The following is a 17194-nucleotide window of genomic DNA, read 5'->3' as shown; positions in this document are numbered from 1 at the left end:
CGAAGGCGTGGGATCGACACCCGATCACGGCGTCACCCGCGTCACCCGCGTCGACCGCCCGGCCGCCTCACGTGCGATGGCTTCGTGCCGATCGACCTCGGCCCGCAGATCGTCGAGGGTGTCGGCGTCGACCGTACGATCCGCGCCCGCGTCCGACTCTGCGTCGGTGAACGGCAGGACGCGGGAGGCCCACAGCCGTCCCCTGTCGCTGAGAATCACCCGCCACCCGGGAATGACCGGTTTGGGCGTTGTAGATCTAACATCTTCCATGGATCGGACCTCCGCAGTCCGCTCTGGGACCCGTCCGGACGTGTGCAGCGTCGGACGGGTCCGCCTTATGAGGTGGGGAAGAAGAATCTGGTCCGCGCCGTACGGCTCGGGCGGCCGGGGCGTCGGCGGTGTGGCATTGACCTCGCCAGGACGGCAGGTGACCGGGCGCGCACCACTGGAAGCGGGACGTCGGCGGTCGTCGCGCCGGGGCGGTGCGAGGGCAGCGGGCCGCGATCCCCGAGGCCGGGAAGGCCGAGGCATCCGCCGGGGCAGCGGTGTCGGCATGTCGGGAACAAGGGTCGGCTCGGCACGCCGCTGGGCGGGCACCAGCGGGATCACCTCGGCGGGAGCCACAGCGACGGGCGGCTCGAAACCGGGAAGGTGACCCGGCCCGGTACGACGCCGAGTCTCCAGGCGCGTGGCGATCAGCTCGCCCGACGGCTGCGCGTACTCGTGATCGGCGAAGTGACCTGGGCAGCCGTGCGCGTAGGGCGCGTGCCCGCAGAGGGCACAGCCCATCGGCATCGGCGGGCTGTCGGCGAAGCAGCCGCAGTCGTCGATTATTTTCCCCGCAGTCGGCCGGTCGAGGAGCAAGGCATTAGGTTCGGTCATGGGTCAGGACTCACTTCCTGATCAAGGGCTCGTCGGCGGTGGCCCACACCGCTGACGAGCCCGTTGCTTTTGTCGGAGTCACTTGCGGTAACGCTGCTCACGACTTCACTTATCAGACATTTTGAACTTCCCAAGTGAGCGTGACACAACTCATAATGACGTGAGAATCTCACGACGACAATCCCATCTCACACATTGGCTGAACGGTCCAGGGAAGGCGATCGAGATGCGGCAGACTGTCCGCATGAAGTACTCCACAGTTCGCCTACGTCGCCTGTCGCGTGAACTGCGCACTCTCCGTGCGACCACTGGGCTGACAACGGAGGCTGCCGCCGAACAACTCGGCTGGTCCAGATCGAAGCTCAATCGCTTCGAGACCGGCAAGATCGCTCCGGCGCCCGAGGACGTGGCGGCCATCTGCCATCTGTACTGCATGGATCAAACCACTACCGAAGCCGTGGTGCAGCTCGCTCGTGAGGTGACCCGGCGCGGCTGGTGGACGGCCTACTCAGACGTGTTCACCGGCAGCTATGTGGAGTTCGAGGCAGAGGCGACCATCATCCGTAAGTGGGAACCGCTTCTGGTTCCGGGTCTGCTCCAGAGCCAGGACTATGCCCGCGAGATCATCAGCGCCGCATGGCCTGATCTGACCAAGGCCGAACTGGACCGGCGCGTGGACGCTCGTATGGCACGGAAGATCAACCTTCTTGGATCCAAGGCGCCGACACTGCACGTCCTCATGGATGAGGGAGCCTTGAGGCGGCCTGTCGGTGCGCCCGAGATCATGACCGACCAGCTCGGTGACATTCTCCAGGTCATGGACTGGCCGAACATCACCATCCAGGTCCTGCCACTCACGACCGGCGCGCATACCGGGCTGGAAGGAGCCTTCTCCGTGCTCGGCTTCGATGGTGAGGATCCCGACATCGGGTATGCCGAATGCCCTGCGGGCGAGGTTTACGTTGAGGCGGCCGATCAGGTGCGCAACCTTATGCTGATGTTCGAGCGCCTCGCCGGCGCATGCCTGTCCCCTAAAGAATCCGCAGCACTCATAGCCGCGGCGAGGAGCAAAGCATGATCTCCCCCGACCTGTTTGGCGCCGACTTCCGCAAGTCCAGCTTCAGCGGTGGCAACAACGACTGCGTCGAGGTGGCGACGAACCTGCCGGGGCTCGTCGCCGTCCGCGACAGCAAGGACCCCTCCGGTCCCGCACTGACCTTCACCCCGGAGGTCTGGCGAGACTTCCTGGCGGGCGTCCGCGACGGCGACTTCTGATCCGGGTCGTACGGCGGACGCGACCGGACCCGGGTCGTACGGTGGGTGAAGTCAGGACTTCCGTCGGGGTCCGTGGGGTGGTTCTCCGGCCTCCAGGCGTTCGACGTAGACGGCGATTCTGCGTTCCCTGGTCTCGGGCTTCTTCGCCTTCTGGATGGTGAGCAGGATCTGGTAGCTGTTGCTCTTGCTGAGGGCGGCGAAGGCGGCTGACGCGGTGGGGGAGGCGTCGAGGGCCGCGCGCAGGTCGGGGGGGACCTCCGCGGTGCTCGGCGGGGCGTAGGCCGCGTCCCAGCGGCCGTCGGACTTGGCCAGCTCGATCTGTTCGAGCCCGGCCGGGCGCATCCGGCCGGTGGCGATGAGCTTCTCGACCTTGGCGCAATTGATCTGCGACCAGGGGCTGCGGGCCCGGCGCGGGGAGAAGCGCTGGGCCCACCAGCCCTCCGGCGAATTTCCCGAGAAGGCCTTGCCGTCGATCCAGCCGTAGCACAGGGCGACGTCCAGGGCCTGGGACCTGGTGACCGAGGGCACCTCCGTCCCCTTCTTCGGCAGGGCGACCCAGACCTCGTCGGTGGTCTGATGGTTCGCCTCCAGCCAGGTGTCGAACTCGTCGACCGAGGTGAAGTGCAGGTTCTCGTCCGTCATCGAATACCTCCAGCGTGGAGACCTCCGGCCCCGGCCGAGGCGGGGACGCCGGCGTCTCACCGGCTCCCCCGCCTCGGCCGGGGCCGCTCATCCGAGGTCACGTGTCTTGTCCGAGGTCACGTGTCGCGTTTCGCCTGTTCGTCTGTTCGTCTGTACGTGCGTCACCGGTGACCGTCGTTACCCTCTTCATGCCTCCCGAGACGCGTGCTGCGGCACCTTCTCCTCCGCCTCCTCCACCTCCTCCGCGACCTCGGCAGGCCGGGCCTCCTCTTCGGCGGCGGCCTTGATGCGCTCCAGGGTCTTGTGTATGCCGTCGCGCAGCTCCTCGGTGTGCTCCCTGTAGCCGCCGAGCGCCAGCTTGGCGAAAGAAGCGGTGCGCTTGCGCTGCCCGGGGGTCTGCCCGGAGACGTCCCACCGTTCGGTGAGAAGGGTGCCCCCGCCCTCCGGCTCCAGCCGGTAGCTCCAGCGCACGCCGTTGGTCCTGGTGCGGAACGCGAAGGACCTGCCCAGCTCCGCCTCCTCGACCTCGTTGGTGGTGAACCACACGACCCAGCCTCGGCGGTTCACCCCGACGAAGCGCGCCCCGACCCCGCGCCTGCTACCGATCCAGACGCATCGGCGGCATTCGGGACTCCACTGCCCCATCCGCTTCACGTCGCTGACGAGGTCCCACACCACCTGGGGGTCGGCGTCGATCCAGGTCGACACCTCCTCCGGCTTGTAGCCGTCGGGGCGCTCGTCCTCGGCGGCCTTGGCCTCGGCCTTGGACGCCGCCAGCGCGAGCCGGGCTCCGTCGCGCCGCGCGCGGTCCAGCTCGGCCAGGTAGGGATAGTGGTCCACCTGCATGGTGTGGCGCTTGGAGGTCACGTAGCGCTTCGAAAGCCTCGCCTTGTAGCAGGCGATCTCCCGGTGCATCTGCTCCGGCGGGGGCAGCGCGGCCTTGCCCTCCAGCAGGTCGGCCACCCAGTGGGACTGGGCCTCGGACAGCACCGTGGTCGCCCCGAGGGGCTGGAAGAGCCCGACGAAGTACAGGCCGGCGTGGTTGGGGTCGACCACCCGGTGGAACAGCGAGACGTCGTTGTCGGTCGGGGCGATCACCCTCTTGTCCAGAAAAGGGAAGCTGATCTTGTAGCCGGTGCCGTAGATGACCGCGTCGATGACCTCGCTGCTGCCGTCGGTGAAGTGCACCGTGTCGCCGTCGAAGCGGGTGATGTTCGGCTTGACGGTGATGTCGCCGTGGCCGAGGCGGGCCAGCAGGGTCTCGGAGACCGTCGGGTGGGAGTTGAACAGCTTGTGGCCCGGCGCCGGCAGCCCGTAGTCGGTGACCTTGCCCACCGTCAGGCGCAGCAGGCCGGACATGACCCACCGCTGCGCCTGCCGCGGCAGCACCCTCGTCAGAAAAGGGCTGATGAGGTCGTCGCTGGGCTTGCCGAACATGAACTTGGGAAAGACGTACCCCCCGCGGCGCATGGCCAGGAACGTACGGTCGGAGACGGCGGAGGTCTCCACCGCGATGTCCGACGCCGAGTTGCCGAGGCCGAGCACGAGCACCCGCTTGCCCACGTACTCCGCGGGGACCTTGTAGTAGTGCGAGTGGGTCTGGGTGCCGGTGAAGGTGTCCACGCCGGGAAAGGGCGGCTCGGGGTAGCGGGGGACCGAGTGGTGGCCGTTGGCCACCACCACCGCCCGGTAGTGGCGGCTGGTCTCGGCACCGGTGTCGCGGTGGCGCACGGTCACGGTCCAGCCCTCGCCGTCGGCCGGCTCCACACGGGTGACCTCGGTACGGAAGACGATCGCGTCACGAAAGCCGAAGTGGTCGACGAAGTCGTCAAAATAGCGTGCCATCTGGAAGTGGGTGGGATAGGCCGGATAGTCGTCCGGCATGGGATAACTACGGTATTCCGTGAGCTTCCGAGAGGTGTTGATGTGCAGCGACCGGTAGCCCGAGGAAAGACCGTTGTCGTTGAGATATCGCCAGTTGCCGCCAACCTGGGAGCCGGCTTCATAACAGTCGAAGGTGATCCCCCGCTCGTGCAGAACCTGACAGGTCGCAATCCCCGACGAGCCCGCGCCGATAATGCAGACGTCCTCCATAATTACTACCTCCTCATGATCGGTTTCCGACGCCGGTGGACGGGAGGAGAGGGGGCACGTCTCGGACCTCCTGCTTCCCCTTCGTGCCATCCGACTACGTTTACCTGCCATTAAGTTACGTTGGTAACACCTTTAGGGACAACGAGTGCACTATAAGCATTCCTTATTGCGCCCGTTAAGAATTTCTTATTGAAATCGGAAACTCCCTGCTCATCCTGGGTAGTGAATCCGGATCGGTACCGGCCTTAATCGGTACGAGAGCCACCGCTTATTGGAACGTCATTGTCCGTCCGTCACGGCGGTCGTAGCCTCGTGCTCGGAACATCATTTCCCGTCACCGCGACCATGGTTTCGCGAGGTCGAGATCGAGATCACCCCTGTCCGCCCCCGTACGGCAGAAAGGAAGAAACGATGTCCACGACTTACCCCGAGGCCGAACTGGAAGTGCGCTACAGCGAACCGGGAGTGGAGGCCACCTCCTGGCGGGAGACCCTGGACCTGCTGGAGACGGCCGAGCTGTTCTGGCTGACCACCGTCCGCGCCGACGGCCGCCCCCACGTGACACCGGTGGTCGCGGTGTGGCACGACGACGCCGTGTACTTCACCACCGCCTCGATCGAGCAGAAGATGCGCAACCTGGAGCACAGCGGAAAGGTCGCGGTGACGACGGGGAACAACCTCTGGACCAAGGGGCTCGACGTCGTCGTCGAGGGCATGGCCACCGAGATCACCGCTCCCGAGGCCCTGCCGGGGATCGTCGAGGCGTTCGACGCGAAGTACGGCGCCCACAACAGCTGGAGCCTGGAGCTCGTCGACAACGTCGCCCAGGTCGCGGGCCATCCCGCGGTCGTGTTCCGCATCGAGCCCGTCAAGATTTTCGCGTTCGGGAAGGAGCCGCCCGCGCAGACCCGCTACCGGTTCGCCGGGACCTCGGCCTCGTCCTGACGACGGCCGCCACGCGTCCGCGCGTGACGTCCGGCCTCCTTTTGTTTGGTCGGTCCCAGGGCGTGGGCCTGTCTGGTCGGTCCCAGGGCGTGGGCCGCCACGCGTCCGCGCGTGACGTCTCGACGGTGGTTGCCGTGTGCCGGAGCGTGAGTCGCCCGGCGACGGCGCCCTCGACCTCGACCTCGACCTCGACCTCGACCTCGCGATGGTCGGCCATGTGCCGGCGGGTGGGTGCCCCGCGACGGCGTCCTCGTCACCGGCCCGACAGCGAGGGGCGCGGGCGCAGGACGTCGGCGAGCGCGGTGCCGAAGTCGGCGTGCCGGAACGTGAATCCCGCGTCGCACAGCACCCTCGGGACCACGCGCAGGCTGATGAGCGCCAGCTCGTCGGCCGCCTCGCCGAGCACGGCCCGGACCACCGCCTTCGGCACGGGCAGGAGCACGGGCCTGCGGAGTGCCCGGCCGAGCGCCTTGGTGAACTCGTCGTTGGTCACGGGTTCCGGCGCGCACAGGTTGACCGGCCCCGAGACGTCCGGGTTGTCGAGGAGGAAGCGGATGGCGGCGATCTCGTCCGGCAGGCTGATCCACGCCACGTACTGCCTGCCGTCGCCGAGCCGCCCGCCCAGCCCGAACTGGATCGGTGGCTTGAGCAGGCTGAGCAGGCCGCCGTCGGGCGACAGCACGAGACCGGTGCGCAGCAGCACGACCCGGCTGCCCGCGTCGCGCGCCACGGCGGTCGCGGCCTCCCAGTCGACGACCATCTCGGCGAGGAAGCCGGGGCCCTCTCCCGCCGTCTCGTCGGTGACGACGTCGCCGGTGTTGCCGTAGAAGCTCAGGCTGGACGCGTTGAGCAGGGTGGGCACGCCGTGCTTGGCGACGGCCTCGGCCAGCGTCCTGGCCGGCTCGATGCGGCTGGCGCGGATGTAGCGCTTGCGCTCGGCGTTCCAACGGCCCTGAAACGACGCGCCGCACAGGTTGATCGCGGCGTCGACGCCGTCGTCGAACGCGTCTCGCGCGATCGTGCCGGAGAGGGGATCCCATTCGCGCTCGTCCGCCGTCACCGGTGCGCGCCGGACGAGCCTGCGCACCTCGTGACCCGCCGCGCGGAGTTGGGAGACCACTGTTCTGCCGATGAGGCCGGTCGATCCCGCGACGACGATCAGCATATGATCCACAGTACTTCGCCCGCGTTGTCCCACGTCAAGGTGATGGCGCGTTCCGGCCGTGGAAAGCGGGAAGGGGAGGTCGTAAACCGCAGAGTCAGCCCGGCCGAAAAATGCGTATCCTTTGATCGGTCAACTGATCGATCAAAGGCAGCGTTCTCATACGGCGTTCGTTTCCCGTTGAGACGAAAACGGGGCCGTTCACGCGTGAGGCTGTTCCTGCGCGGGGCCGTTCCCGTACGAGGTTGTTTCCGTACGAGGTTGTTTCCGTACGAGGTTGTTTCCGCGCGAAGTCGTTCACGCGCGGGGCCGTTCCCGCACTGGGCCGTTCCCGCACTGGGCCGTTCCCGTACGGAGCCGTTCACGCGCGAAGTCGTTCACTCGCGAAGTCGTTCACGCTGACGCGAAAGCCGGGCTGCCGGTGGGAATTCGCTGCCGTTAAAGTGGGCGAGGTGAAGGGACAACCCGGAAACAAGGCGGCCGCCCCGGGCCGGCTCTCGCTGGTGCAGGACTTCGTCAACAGCGTCAACGTGGAGTTCGGGCCCGACGAGTTCGCCACGGCCGACGGGTTCGTCGGCTGGCTGACCCGCCACGGATTCGAGGACCTGAAGCCCGACGACCTCGACCGGCGCGACGCCGTCACCCTGCGCGAGGCGTTGCGCGCCCTCCTGCGCGAGAACAACGGCGGTGATCCCGACCCGGGTGCCCGCGGCACCGTCGAGCACATCGCCCGCGACTGCCCGCTCGTCCTGGGGTTCGACGAGACCGGCGCGCTCGGCCTGCGCCCGGAGAAGACCGACGTGCGCGGCGCGCTCGCGACCGTCCTCGCCGCCGTCTCCGAGTCCGTCGTCGACGGCTCCTGGTCCAGGCTCAAGGCCTGCCACGAGCACCGCTGCGAATGGGTCTTCTACGACCGCTCCCGCAACCGGGCGAGCCGGTGGTGCTCGATGAAGGTCTGCGGCACGCGCTCCAAGATGCGCGCCTACCGCGAGTCCAGGAAGTACGTCTGAGCCCGGGGTCCCGGCGGCGGATCTCGCGGGGCATCGGGCCTCCCGCGGAGATAGCCTGATCCACATGGATGAGCGCGACGGAGTGGAGATCATCGCCTTCGCGGACGCCGAGGCGTTCGAGGGCTGGCTCGCCGAGAACCACACGCGCCAGGAGGGCCTGTGGATCAAGCTGGCCAAGAAGAAGACCGGCATCCCGACGGTCACCTCCGACGAGCTCGTCGACGTCGGGCTGTGCTACGGCTGGATCTCCGGGCAGCGGCTCCCCCTCGACGAGCAGTACTACCTGCAGAAGTACGTGCCACGCCGGCGCAAGAGCCTGTGGTCGCAGGTGAACGTCGACAAGGTCGCGATGCTGACGGCCGCCGGGCGGATGCGCGAGCCCGGGCTCGCCGAGGTGCGCAAGGCGCAGGAGGACGGGCGCTGGGCGGTGGCCTACGAGTCGCAGAAGACGGCGACGGTGCCTCCCGATCTCGCGGCGGCGCTCGAAGCGGACCCCAAGGCCGGGAAGGCGTTCGAGGCGCTCGACAAGACCGGGCGTTACCTGGTGATCCTGCCGCTGCTCCAGGCGCTCACGCCGGAGAACAGGGAGGCCCGCCTCGACAAAGTCCTGGAAATGCTGGCGAAGAGTGAGACCCAGGAGTAAGTCAGCCCGCGCGCCCCCGGCCGTCGGCCGGACCCGTCCGTCCACCGCGGGAACTCTCGTCGCCGGGAAGCCGGAATTCCCGCGGCTGGAAAGGCGCCGCTCCCCTCCGGGCGAATCCACGCCCCGGCCTGCCCTCCCCCCTCGCCCCCGTGTCCTCCGTCCCCTCGGTCCCTGGTCCTTGCGTCCCCCGTCCCCCGTCCCCCGTCCCCCGTCCCCTGGTCCCTGGTCCCTGGTCCCTGGTCCCTGGGTGAGTCTGTCCATAGAGGTGTGCGCCCGGCTCACAGCCAGAACCAGCGGACCTCCGACGTGCGCCGCCGTTCGTCCAGCCACGCGCGGAACGCCGCGTCACGCGCCGCGTCGAGCACCTCCGGGTCGCTCGGATCCGGCGGGACCACGGCGTACACGACCCCGGCCAGATAACCGCCGTCGTACGGAACGGGCCCGACCGGCGCACCCGCGGGCACGGCGCGCAGCGGCTCCGGCAGCCGGGGGGTGAGCGTGGCGACGGCCTCCAGGCGCACCCCTCGTTCCACGGCCGGTCTCCCGCCCGGCTGCTCGATCGGTGTCCCGGTCGGCCGCCCACCCGGCCGCTCGATCGGTGCCCCAGTCGGTTGCCCACCCGGCCGCTCGATCAGTGTCCCGGTCGGTCGATCGCCCGGCCGCTCGATCGGTGTCGCGGCCGGTTCCTCCGCCGGTTTCCCGAGCACCACCGCCGCCGCGACCCGGTTCGCGAACTCCTCCACCGGCCCGTCGACGAGAACGCGCAACGCGTCCGGCCGGGTCCCGGTCACCCACGCCGCGTGACGGACGGTGAACTCGTCCGCGTGCTCGGCGAGATAGCGTCGCGCCGGCTCACCGGCGAAGCGCTCGCGTACGCGGGCGATGAACGCCTGCACCCTGACGTGGTCCCGGAACGCCTCCCCGGACATGCCGACCTCGGCGAGCCAGTCCAGCGTCTCGGCACGGCCGATGAGCCCTCGGCGGCGGCGGAACTCGTCGGCGGCCCGCTGGATCTCGGCGGCGGTCACCGGCTCGTGGTCGTCGTCCAGCTCGGTGAGAAGGATGCGGTGGTCCACCAACCGCTCGTGCAGCTGGCGATCACGGGTGCCGAGGTCGCGAACGGCGGACAACCCCGCCGCGACGGAGAGCCCCGCCCCGTCGACGCTGAGGATCTGCGAGGCGGCCCAGTGGGTGGAGTGGTCGACGAGCCAGGGTACGCCGTCGTCCACCTCGGCGGAGAGCGCGACGGTGCCCCCGTCGGGATGTGACAGCAGCAGGTCGTAGCCGACCTCGGTCGATCCCGGCGGGTCGTCGACGACGAGCTGGGCACGCAGCCACGGCCGCCTGGCGCTCCAGTTCCGCACGTGCCGGTACGCGTCGTTCACCGCGCCCGCCCCGGCCGTCGGCAGGCCGCGCAGGAGCTCGACCGCGGCGGCGAGGTCCACGGCGAAGGACCCGTGGGCCACGGCGTGAGGCGTGGCGTGGAGAGAGCCGTGGGACGTGATGTGAGGCGTGAGCTGGTCAGCGGACATCGGTGGGCCCCTTCGGGTCGGGTCGGGCGGTGGCCTCCGCGAGCCAGTCGGCGATCGCGTCGCCGATGGGCAGGCCGGTCAGCGTCTCGACGAACGCCCACTGCCCTTCGACGTTGAGTTCCAGGAAGACGTACCGGCCGTCCGGCGTCACGATGAAGTCCAGGGCGCCGAACGTCAGGCCGAGCTCCGCGACCAGGCGGACGCAGCGTCGCTCGATGTCCGGCGGCAGGTCGTAGGCGAAGTAACCGACGTTCGCGTCGTCGTAGTGCCGCCAGTCGACGGTGGTCAGCCGCGAGGCCTGGGAGTCGATGCGGGCCGCGAACACCCGCTCGCCGACGACGGTCACCCGCAGCTCGTACGCCTTCTCCACGTTCGGCTGCAGTATCGCCGGGGCGTACCGGATCCGGTGAACGCCGGTGAGCCGCCGCCGGGGCACCACCGTGGTGTACAGATGATGCCTCTCCCCGCGCACCCGGAACTCCCGGTAGTCCAGCGACTTGGTGACGAGACGCCCGCGCGTCCGGTTCCACGCGGACACGACCTCCCGCGGATCGTTCGTCACGACGGTGTCCACCACGGTGAACCCGAGCTCGCGGGCCCGGTACAGGTGCAGCAGCTTGCTGTCCACCGAGAGCACGTGCTGCGGCGACGCGGGCAGCCACCGCGCGCCCACCATGAGGTCGTACGCGCCGGTGAGCGCCAGCGCGGCCACGTGCTCGGCGAACGCGCGCTGCGTCGGCTCCGGCACCCCGGGCGCGGCCGGCCTGCCGGGACGGCGGTGCCAGACCGCGGTGACCCGCGACAGGTCGTGGACCTCGCCGCGGTACGTCAGCGTCTGCCGCCAGCGCCCGCCGAGAAAGCCGGTGGTCAGCGTGGAGGCCTCGGGATAGTCGGCCTCGTCCCACCGCAGCAGCGGCACGCCGCGTTCCCGGAGCTTGGGCAACACCGCGCGAACCGAGTCGTCGTGGGCGCCGCTGATGATCAACAACACGGTGAACGTGCTCCCTCGTCCGCCCCTCACGGGGCGGGGAGCCGGCGTCCGTGGACACCGGCTCCCCAGTCTCACCTCGTGGCGTGCGGCCAGGTCCGGCCGTACCTGGTCCGCCCAGCCGTGTCACGCCGTGTCACGCCGTGTCACGCCTGTCACGGCTCGCCCACGGGCACCGTGGCCGGGCGTGGCGGAACGTGACGGGACGTGGCCGGGCCGTGGCCGGAACTACCTGGTGAAGCAGTAGCTCGACGCGCCGGCGGTGCAGACGATGCCGGACGCCGGCTCCATCGCCCTGCCGCCGATGACCTCCAGCAGTTCGCCTTCGGCGAGCTCGGAGAAGTCGGCGGGAAGGTCTTCGATCTTGAGATCAGCCATGGTGCGAAATCCTCATCGTGAAACAGACCGCGCTCTGCGGCCCGGCCCAACGATGGCGGTCGCCGCTGGTAGCCGACTTGGAAACCACTTGCGGTCGGTGCCCGGAGGGGCCCGCGGACCCCCTGGTTATCCTCGAAGGTGATGCCGGCCGCGGCGTGAGAGGTGAGATCCGTGACGGAACGCAAGCCACCGGGAGTCGGTTTCGAGACCTGGATCGACCGGCAGATTCGTGAGGCCACCGAGCGCGGGGAGTTCGACAACCTGCCGGGCACGGGCAAGCCCCTCCCCGGCGAGGGGAAGCCGCACGACGAGATGTGGTGGATCAAGCAGAAGATGCTCGAGGAGAACCTGGCCTTCCCGCTGCCGGGGACGCTCGCGCTGCGCAAGGAGGTCGAGGAGTCCGTGGCGGAGGCGCTGGGCGCCCGGACGGAGGCCGAGGCCCGGGCGATCGTCGACGGCATGAACGATCGGATCCGCGAGAGCCACGGAAGAACCCTGTCCGGCCCGCCGCTCTTCCAGCCCCTCATCGACGTGGAGAAGACCGCCGCCGACTGGCGAGCCCTTCATCCGGCCCGGGAGAAGCCCGCCCCCGTTCCCGAACCGCCTCGCGAGAGACGCTCCCTCCTCCGGTTCTTCCAGCGGAAAGGGCACGGCTGATCGATCGGGCGTGGGCGTACGGTCGGGTTCTCGCGGATCTCGGTGTCCCGCGACACGCCATCCGAGACCGTCTCGTCTCCCGGCCGTACCGGCGGCCACGCGCGGTCTACGAGTCGAGCCACCTTCTGGTCCCGTCCCACGTCAGGACGGGGATCACCAGTCCCAGCAGGGCGAGGACCACATAAAGACGAACCACTCCGACACCCGTCTCCACCACACTTTCCGGGTCGCCGGCCCGGTAGGTGATCTCGACCTGATCCCCTCGTTCCGGGCGCGGGGACCACGTGAACTCCTTCACCTCGGCGACGACACGACGTTGGGTGGGCAGGACGAACTCGACGACGACACGATCGCCGAGAGGCGACCTGGGAGAGCGCAGCTCCACTTCGGTAACGGTGGCCACCGTCGGGACCCCGTGCCGCAGGATGTCCTTCACCGCGAGGAGATGAGCGATCTGCCACCCGCCGAGAACGACCATGAACAGGGCCGCCAGCAGGGTCACCACCGCCCGGCCCCTCGGTGTCGCCCAGGACCTTTCACGACGACGGCCGAACCAACGGCGCGGACGTTCTCGCCGGACCTGAACGTATCTCACCTGGGGACGCCGACCAGGTCTGGGCTTCCGCTTGGCGGATCGCCTCATGCAGGTCCCCTCCGCGTGCGGGCGATGTTCTGATCGTTCAACGAGAACGCGGTGTTCGTGGTTCCTCGCAGAGGCCCGCCGACAACGGCACCGCGCTTTCGGGAGCACCGTCCTTTCGGGAGCACCGCGCTTTCGAGAGCACCGCGCTTTCGAGAGCATCGCGCTTTCGAAAGGCGACGAGGCTTTCCGTGTCGTTAGGGTGAGGCCGTGACGATCGGCGGACCACCGGGGCGGCGGTTCTTCGCCCTTGTCGTGGTCGCGGCGTTCCTCAATCTCTCCTGGTCCAGCGTGCCCTTCCCGTATTCCGAAGGGGCGATCTTCGGGTTCTTCGTCTGGATCCCCTTAGGTCTGTACTGGCTTGTCCGCCTGCTCATGGCACTCGCAGGCGGATCCGAACCGCCACCGGCCAGACGATCACCGCGTTGGCTGCTGGCACCGCTCGCCTTCCTCTCCGTATGGGCCGCGATCCACCTGGACGCCTCCTTCTCCGCGCGGTTCGCCCTCTCCCAGGCCGGCATGGAGCGGTACGCGAAGGAGGTCCTCGCCGGTGGCGAGCGCACCGGCCCCGGCTGCGCGTGGGCGGGGCTGTACCGGGTCTGCGAGCCTGACGTGCTTGAGGACGAGGGCGTCCCACGCGGCGTCCGGTTCGAGCTGGTCGACTGGCCCTTCGCCTCGACGAGGTGCTTCGTCTGGATGCCCGAGGGCCGGCCGGAGCCCGGGGAGCACGCGTACGCGCTCAGGCACCTCACCGGCCCCTGGTGGGGTTGCCGTCACTGGGACGGCTGGTGATCGGCCTTTCCCGGGCCGGACCGCGCGATCTTCCGGACGTCCGGGTGTCCCGGCCGCCCTGGTGTTCTGAGCTCGTACGGCCGCGCGTCCGCGAGAAGGTCACCCGCTTCGACGCCGACCGACATGGACCGAATCGACGCACCAACCCGGCTGCTGCCCCGGCTGAGGACCGGACTCGTACGACATCTGACGAGCCGATCCAAAGGAAAGGGCAGAAAGGACCGCTGGACCTATGATTCCCAAATGTCTTTTAGATCCGTTGCGCCGCTTCTGTTCGCCCTTGGTCTCCTCGCCGGCTGCGGGGTGGCACAGGAGAGTGGCACGGAAAGAGCCGTCTCGCCGAAACAGGCCACCTCGCAGTGGCCTGCGTCCTCGCCGGAACAGACCCCTTCTCCGGTGGAGACGATCCAGGGACGCTGGTGGACCTGGGCGGCCTCGGAAGGCGAGAGCACGAACCCGGTGACGGACCCGACCGGGGAGTTCTGCGGCCGGAACCAGCCGGCGGACGTGTGGTTCCTCGCCGGAACCTTCGGCGGTACCTCGCGGCGGACATGCGAGATCCCTGCGGCGCGGCCGATCGTGTTCCCGCTGGTGAATCGGATCTGTTCCGAGGCGATATGCCGGGATTTCATGGCCACGGCCAGAGGCAGCGTCACCCTCGACGGCGAGCCGGTCACCCCGGAACGGATGGAGGACGACGACGTCGCCGTAACCGGTGTGGCGGGCAACCCCCTGACAGGCGAGGCGGGAACGATCACCTCCTACGCCTGCGGCATCTGGGTGCGCCTCCAGCCCTTGCGGCCCGGCCGCCACACGCTGACCATTCGCGGATCCTCCGGCGACTTCCACACAGGTGTCGATTACACGCTCATCGTCGGGAGCGAGAAGCGGGCATGAGCCCCTCGGGAGATCCCGACAAGCGGCCGACGGCGTAGTGGCCATGAGCACAACACTCATGAGCGCATCGGCCGTGAGCGTAACGGTCATGAGGGTTGCGCTCATGAGCCTCGGCCGGGCGGCACGGAGTCTCGGCGGCGCCTCCCTCGCCGGGGCCGACGCGTCATGCGGGTTCCCGACCGGCACATGGCCCGCACACGGCCGCACATGGCCCGCACATGGCCGGGGCGCGGCAGCGCGTCACCACGTTCGGCGACGAACCCCGCGAACCGCGGACCCGCCTCCGCGTGAAAGTTTCACCGCAGGTTGACGGATACCGGGCGACCGCTGACGATCATGTTGCCTCCGGGTCAGGGAGGGGGTGTCGAGTGAATGCCACTATCCGTTGTGAGGTGCACCGATGCCAAGAACTCTGTTACGGGCCGCGTCAGCCGTCCTGCTGACGCTGACCGTCCTGAACATTCCCACAGCGCACGCCGACGAGGCCTCCCCGGCCGCGGTGACCGCCCCGAACATCCCCGCGGCGCGTGCCGACCAGGCCGCCTCGGCCGCGGTGACCGCCCTGAACACCCCCGCAGCACACGCCGGCCAGGCCGCCGCGGCCCCGGTCGCGGTGACCGTCAACGCCCGCGCCGCGCTCGCCTCCGTCCCCGAGACCGGCATCGGCACCAACCACGCGATCTGGGACTCCCGCCTGGGCACCGACGAGACCGCCGACCTGCTCAAGGACGCGGGCATGAAGCTGCTGCGCTACCCCGGCGGCTCGTACTCCGACATCTACCACTGGGCCGACCACACCGCTCCGGGCGGCTACGTCGCCCCCGACACCGACTTCGACACCTTCATGCGCGGCGTACGGCGCACCGGGGCGCAGCCGATGGTGACCGCCAACTACGGCACCGGTACGGCGGCGGAGGCCGCGGCCTGGGTGCGGCACGCCAACGTCACCAAGGGCTACGGCGTCAAGTACTGGGAGATCGGCAACGAGAACTACGGCAACGGCCACTACGGCGCCGTCTGGGAGGCGGACGACCACCCCGACAAGAGCCCGGCCGAGTACGCGCGCCACGTCGTGGCCTACTCCGACGCGATGAAGGCCGTCGACCCGACCATCAAGATCGGCGCGGTGCTGACCACGCCGGCCAACTGGCCCGACGGGATCGTCGCCGACGGCGACGCCGGGACCTGGAACGACGTCGTCCTGTCGACCGCCGGATCGAAGATCGACTTCGTGATCCTGCACTGGTACCCCGGCGCCTTCGACAGGGCGGCGCACGTCCCCGACATGATCCACCTCACCCGTAAACAGATCGAGAGGCACGTGGGGACCGGGTCCGAGCGGATCGGCATCGCGATGACCGAGTTCAACACCGGGTCGAACAGCGGCGGCACGACGACCCAGCCCGGCGCGCTCGCCGCCGCCGACGCCTACGCGACGCTGCTGGCCAACGGGGTGTTCACGGTCGACTGGTGGAACGTCCACAACGGCATCGGCACCGTCACGCAGGTCGAGGGACACACCGACTACGGCGACTTCGGCCTGCTGTCGAGCGGGGGGTGCACCTCCGACGGCAGTGTCTGCGAGCCCGCGGCGAACACGCCCTTCGCGCCGTACTACGCGCTCCAGATGGTGAGCAGGTTCGCCCGCCCCGGCGACCGGTTCGTCCGGGCCGCGACCGACGAGGGGAAGGTCACCGCGCACGCCGCGCGCCGTCCCAACGGCGACCTGGCCGTCCTGCTGATCAACACCTCGTCCGACACGTCCTACCCCGTCACGATCGGCTACTCGGGCTTCAGCCCGGCGTCCGGGGCTCCCACCGTGCTGACCCACACCAACGGCGCCACGAGCATCACCACGTCGGCCGCGGGCAGCGCGACCGGCCAGACGCTGCCGCCGCTCTCACTCACCACGGTCGTCCTGCGGCCCGCCTCCGCCCAGACCGGCCTGCCCGGCGCTCCCGGACAGCCGACGGCCTCCGCCGTGACGGACAGGACCGCCACCATCTCCTGGCCCGCCGCCCCCGCCGGCACGCGCCCGATCGCGAAGTACGAGATCCACCGCCAGAACGGGGCCGTCAGCGAGCAGATCGGCGAGACCACCGGCACCTCGCTGACCGTGGGCAACCTGAAGCCGGGCACGCGTCACACGGTCAACGTGATCGCCCGCGACAGCGGCGGCGGCGTGTCGTCGCCCTCCGCGCCGCTGACGTTCACGACCGGCACGCCCGCCTCCAGTTCGTGCTCGGTACGCCTGACCAAGCAGTCCGACTGGGCCAGCGGCTACGTCGGCGCCATCGACATCACCAACAACGGCGCGCCGGTCAACGGCTGGACCCTGAACTTCAGCTGGCCCAGGACGTGGCAGAGCCTGGGCAGCGGCTGGGGCGCCGTGTGGACGCAGAACGGGCAGGACGTCAAGGTCGTCAACGAACCCGGCAACGGCTCGCTGCCCACGGGCGCGTCGGCCACGATCGGCTTCGTCGGCAACTACAGCGGCCCGAACACGCTGCCCGCCGTCTTCACCCTCAACGGGACCGTCTGTACGACCAGGTGACGGCGGCCGGGGGCCGTCTCCCGCCCGGAGGCGGCCCCCGCATCCCCATGACCGGCCCACGCCCCACCCGTACCCGTCACGGCCCCCGGATCCCTACCCCAGC

At 69.2% G+C, this 17194-nt stretch carries 17 protein-coding genes; 9 read left to right on the top strand and 8 right to left on the bottom strand.

The window, feature by feature from the left end; all coding sequences use genetic code 11:
* Positions 1–24: 24 nt before the first annotated feature.
* A complete protein-coding gene (locus ABT053_RS41130; protein WP_350977142.1) occupies positions 25–270 on the bottom strand; it encodes a hypothetical protein in 246 nt (81 codons plus the stop codon).
* 856 nt (positions 271–1126) lie between these two features.
* Here ABT053_RS41130 and ABT053_RS41125 point away from each other — a divergent pair.
* Entirely contained in the window at positions 1127–1960 is an 834-nt protein-coding gene (locus ABT053_RS41125) for a helix-turn-helix domain-containing protein (RefSeq protein WP_350977139.1), read from the top strand.
* Positions 1957–2157, top strand: a complete 201-nt coding sequence (locus ABT053_RS41120; protein WP_350977138.1) for a DUF397 domain-containing protein — start codon at positions 1957–1959, stop codon at positions 2155–2157. The genes ABT053_RS41125 and ABT053_RS41120 overlap by 4 nt, the downstream gene beginning before the upstream one ends.
* 51 nt (positions 2158–2208) lie before the next feature.
* Here ABT053_RS41120 and ABT053_RS41115 read toward each other — a convergent pair whose 3' ends face one another.
* Both ABT053_RS41115 and ABT053_RS41110 read right to left on the bottom strand, forming a co-directional pair.
* A complete protein-coding gene (locus ABT053_RS41115; RefSeq protein WP_350977136.1) occupies positions 2209–2799 on the bottom strand; it encodes a YdeI/OmpD-associated family protein in 591 nt (196 codons plus the stop codon).
* A 186-nt stretch (positions 2800–2985) separates the two neighbouring features.
* Complete coding sequence (locus tag ABT053_RS41110) at positions 2986–4893, bottom strand: NAD(P)-binding domain-containing protein (RefSeq protein ID WP_350977133.1); 1908 nt, start codon at positions 4891–4893, stop codon at positions 2986–2988.
* 411 nt (positions 4894–5304) lie between these two features.
* Here ABT053_RS41110 and ABT053_RS41105 point away from each other — a divergent pair, with 411 nt between their 5' ends.
* Complete coding sequence (locus ABT053_RS41105; protein WP_350977130.1) at positions 5305–5838, top strand: pyridoxamine 5'-phosphate oxidase family protein; 534 nt, start codon at positions 5305–5307, stop codon at positions 5836–5838.
* Positions 5839–6091: 253 nt separating this feature from the next.
* On the opposite strand, the gene ABT053_RS41100 is transcribed toward ABT053_RS41105, so the two are convergent.
* Entirely contained in the window at positions 6092–7003 is a 912-nt protein-coding gene (locus ABT053_RS41100) for a TIGR01777 family oxidoreductase (protein ID WP_350977127.1), read from the bottom strand.
* 449 nt (positions 7004–7452) lie between these two features.
* Between ABT053_RS41100 and ABT053_RS41095 the strand changes: the two genes are divergently transcribed.
* The gene (locus ABT053_RS41095; RefSeq protein ID WP_350977124.1) at positions 7453–8010 is read left to right on the top strand and encodes a CGNR zinc finger domain-containing protein; all 558 of its coding nucleotides are present in this window, start codon (positions 7453–7455) and stop codon (positions 8008–8010) included.
* A 64-nt stretch (positions 8011–8074) separates the two neighbouring features.
* Positions 8075–8653, top strand: coding sequence for a YdeI/OmpD-associated family protein (locus ABT053_RS41090; protein WP_350977121.1), 579 nt, complete (start codon positions 8075–8077; stop codon positions 8651–8653).
* 278 nt (positions 8654–8931) lie between these two features.
* Here the strand turns inward: ABT053_RS41090 and ABT053_RS41085 are convergent, their stop codons facing one another.
* The 3 genes from ABT053_RS41085 to ABT053_RS41075 form a co-directional block, all read right to left on the bottom strand.
* Positions 8932–10185: a TIGR04500 family putative peptide maturation system protein gene (locus ABT053_RS41085; RefSeq protein ID WP_350977118.1), complete on the bottom strand. Its 1254-nt coding sequence runs from the start codon at positions 10183–10185 to the stop codon at positions 8932–8934.
* Positions 10175–11176, bottom strand: coding sequence for an MvdC/MvdD family ATP grasp protein (locus ABT053_RS41080; protein WP_350977115.1), 1002 nt, complete (start codon positions 11174–11176; stop codon positions 10175–10177). The genes ABT053_RS41085 and ABT053_RS41080 overlap by 11 nt, the downstream gene beginning before the upstream one ends.
* Before the next feature lie 225 nt (positions 11177–11401).
* Positions 11402–11551 carry a hypothetical protein gene (locus ABT053_RS41075; protein ID WP_350977113.1) on the bottom strand — a complete coding sequence of 50 codons (150 nt, stop codon included), beginning with the start codon at positions 11549–11551 and terminating at the stop codon, positions 11402–11404.
* Between the two features lie 171 nt (positions 11552–11722).
* Between ABT053_RS41075 and ABT053_RS41070 the strand changes: the two genes are divergently transcribed.
* On the top strand, positions 11723–12208 hold the full coding sequence (locus ABT053_RS41070) for a DnaJ family domain-containing protein (RefSeq protein ID WP_350977110.1): 486 nt from the start codon (positions 11723–11725) through the stop codon (positions 12206–12208).
* A 106-nt stretch (positions 12209–12314) separates the two neighbouring features.
* Here the strand turns inward: ABT053_RS41070 and ABT053_RS41065 are convergent, their stop codons facing one another.
* On the bottom strand, positions 12315–12713 hold the full coding sequence (locus ABT053_RS41065; RefSeq protein ID WP_350977107.1) for a DUF3592 domain-containing protein: 399 nt from the start codon (positions 12711–12713) through the stop codon (positions 12315–12317).
* A 345-nt stretch (positions 12714–13058) separates the two neighbouring features.
* On the opposite strand from ABT053_RS41065, the gene ABT053_RS41060 reads away from it, so the two are divergent.
* The 3 genes from ABT053_RS41060 (at position 13059) to ABT053_RS41050 (ending at position 17091) form a co-directional block, all read left to right on the top strand.
* Positions 13059–13640, top strand: coding sequence for a hypothetical protein (locus ABT053_RS41060; RefSeq protein ID WP_350977105.1), 582 nt, complete (start codon positions 13059–13061; stop codon positions 13638–13640).
* Positions 13641–13763: 123 nt separating this feature from the next.
* Positions 13764–14537, top strand: coding sequence for a hypothetical protein (locus ABT053_RS41055; RefSeq protein ID WP_350977103.1), 774 nt, complete (start codon positions 13764–13766; stop codon positions 14535–14537).
* A gap of 400 nt (positions 14538–14937) precedes the next feature.
* Complete coding sequence (locus ABT053_RS41050; protein ID WP_350977100.1) at positions 14938–17091, top strand: cellulose binding domain-containing protein; 2154 nt, start codon at positions 14938–14940, stop codon at positions 17089–17091.
* The last annotated feature ends 103 nt before the right edge of the window (positions 17092–17194 follow it).

Source organism: Streptosporangium sp. NPDC002524 (genome assembly GCF_040295985.1).
Taxonomy (GTDB): domain Bacteria; phylum Actinomycetota; class Actinomycetes; order Streptosporangiales; family Streptosporangiaceae; genus Streptosporangium.
This window is presented reverse-complemented; position numbering and strand designations above follow the sequence as displayed.

Excerpts from the sequence above, each read along its gene's own strand:
- ABT053_RS41130 (WP_350977142.1), bottom strand. The coding sequence starts at position 270 with ATGGAAGATGTTAGATCTACAACGCCCAAACCGGTCATTCCCGGGTGG.
- ABT053_RS41125 (WP_350977139.1), top strand. The coding sequence starts at position 1,127 with ATGAAGTACTCCACAGTTCGCCTACGTCGCCTGTCGCGTGAACTGCGC.
- ABT053_RS41120 (WP_350977138.1), top strand. The coding sequence starts at position 1,957 with ATGATCTCCCCCGACCTGTTTGGCGCCGACTTCCGCAAGTCCAGCTTC.
- ABT053_RS41115 (WP_350977136.1), bottom strand. The coding sequence starts at position 2,799 with ATGACGGACGAGAACCTGCACTTCACCTCGGTCGACGAGTTCGACACC.
- ABT053_RS41110 (WP_350977133.1), bottom strand. The coding sequence starts at position 4,893 with ATGGAGGACGTCTGCATTATCGGCGCGGGCTCGTCGGGGATTGCGACC.
- ABT053_RS41105 (WP_350977130.1), top strand. The coding sequence starts at position 5,305 with ATGTCCACGACTTACCCCGAGGCCGAACTGGAAGTGCGCTACAGCGAA.
- ABT053_RS41100 (WP_350977127.1), bottom strand. The coding sequence starts at position 7,003 with ATGCTGATCGTCGTCGCGGGATCGACCGGCCTCATCGGCAGAACAGTG.
- ABT053_RS41090 (WP_350977121.1), top strand. The coding sequence starts at position 8,075 with ATGGATGAGCGCGACGGAGTGGAGATCATCGCCTTCGCGGACGCCGAG.
- ABT053_RS41085 (WP_350977118.1), bottom strand. The coding sequence starts at position 10,185 with ATGTCCGCTGACCAGCTCACGCCTCACATCACGTCCCACGGCTCTCTC.
- ABT053_RS41075 (WP_350977113.1), bottom strand. The coding sequence starts at position 11,551 with ATGGCTGATCTCAAGATCGAAGACCTTCCCGCCGACTTCTCCGAGCTC.
- ABT053_RS41055 (WP_350977103.1), top strand. The coding sequence starts at position 13,764 with ATGGACCGAATCGACGCACCAACCCGGCTGCTGCCCCGGCTGAGGACC.
- ABT053_RS41050 (WP_350977100.1), top strand. The coding sequence starts at position 14,938 with ATGCCAAGAACTCTGTTACGGGCCGCGTCAGCCGTCCTGCTGACGCTG.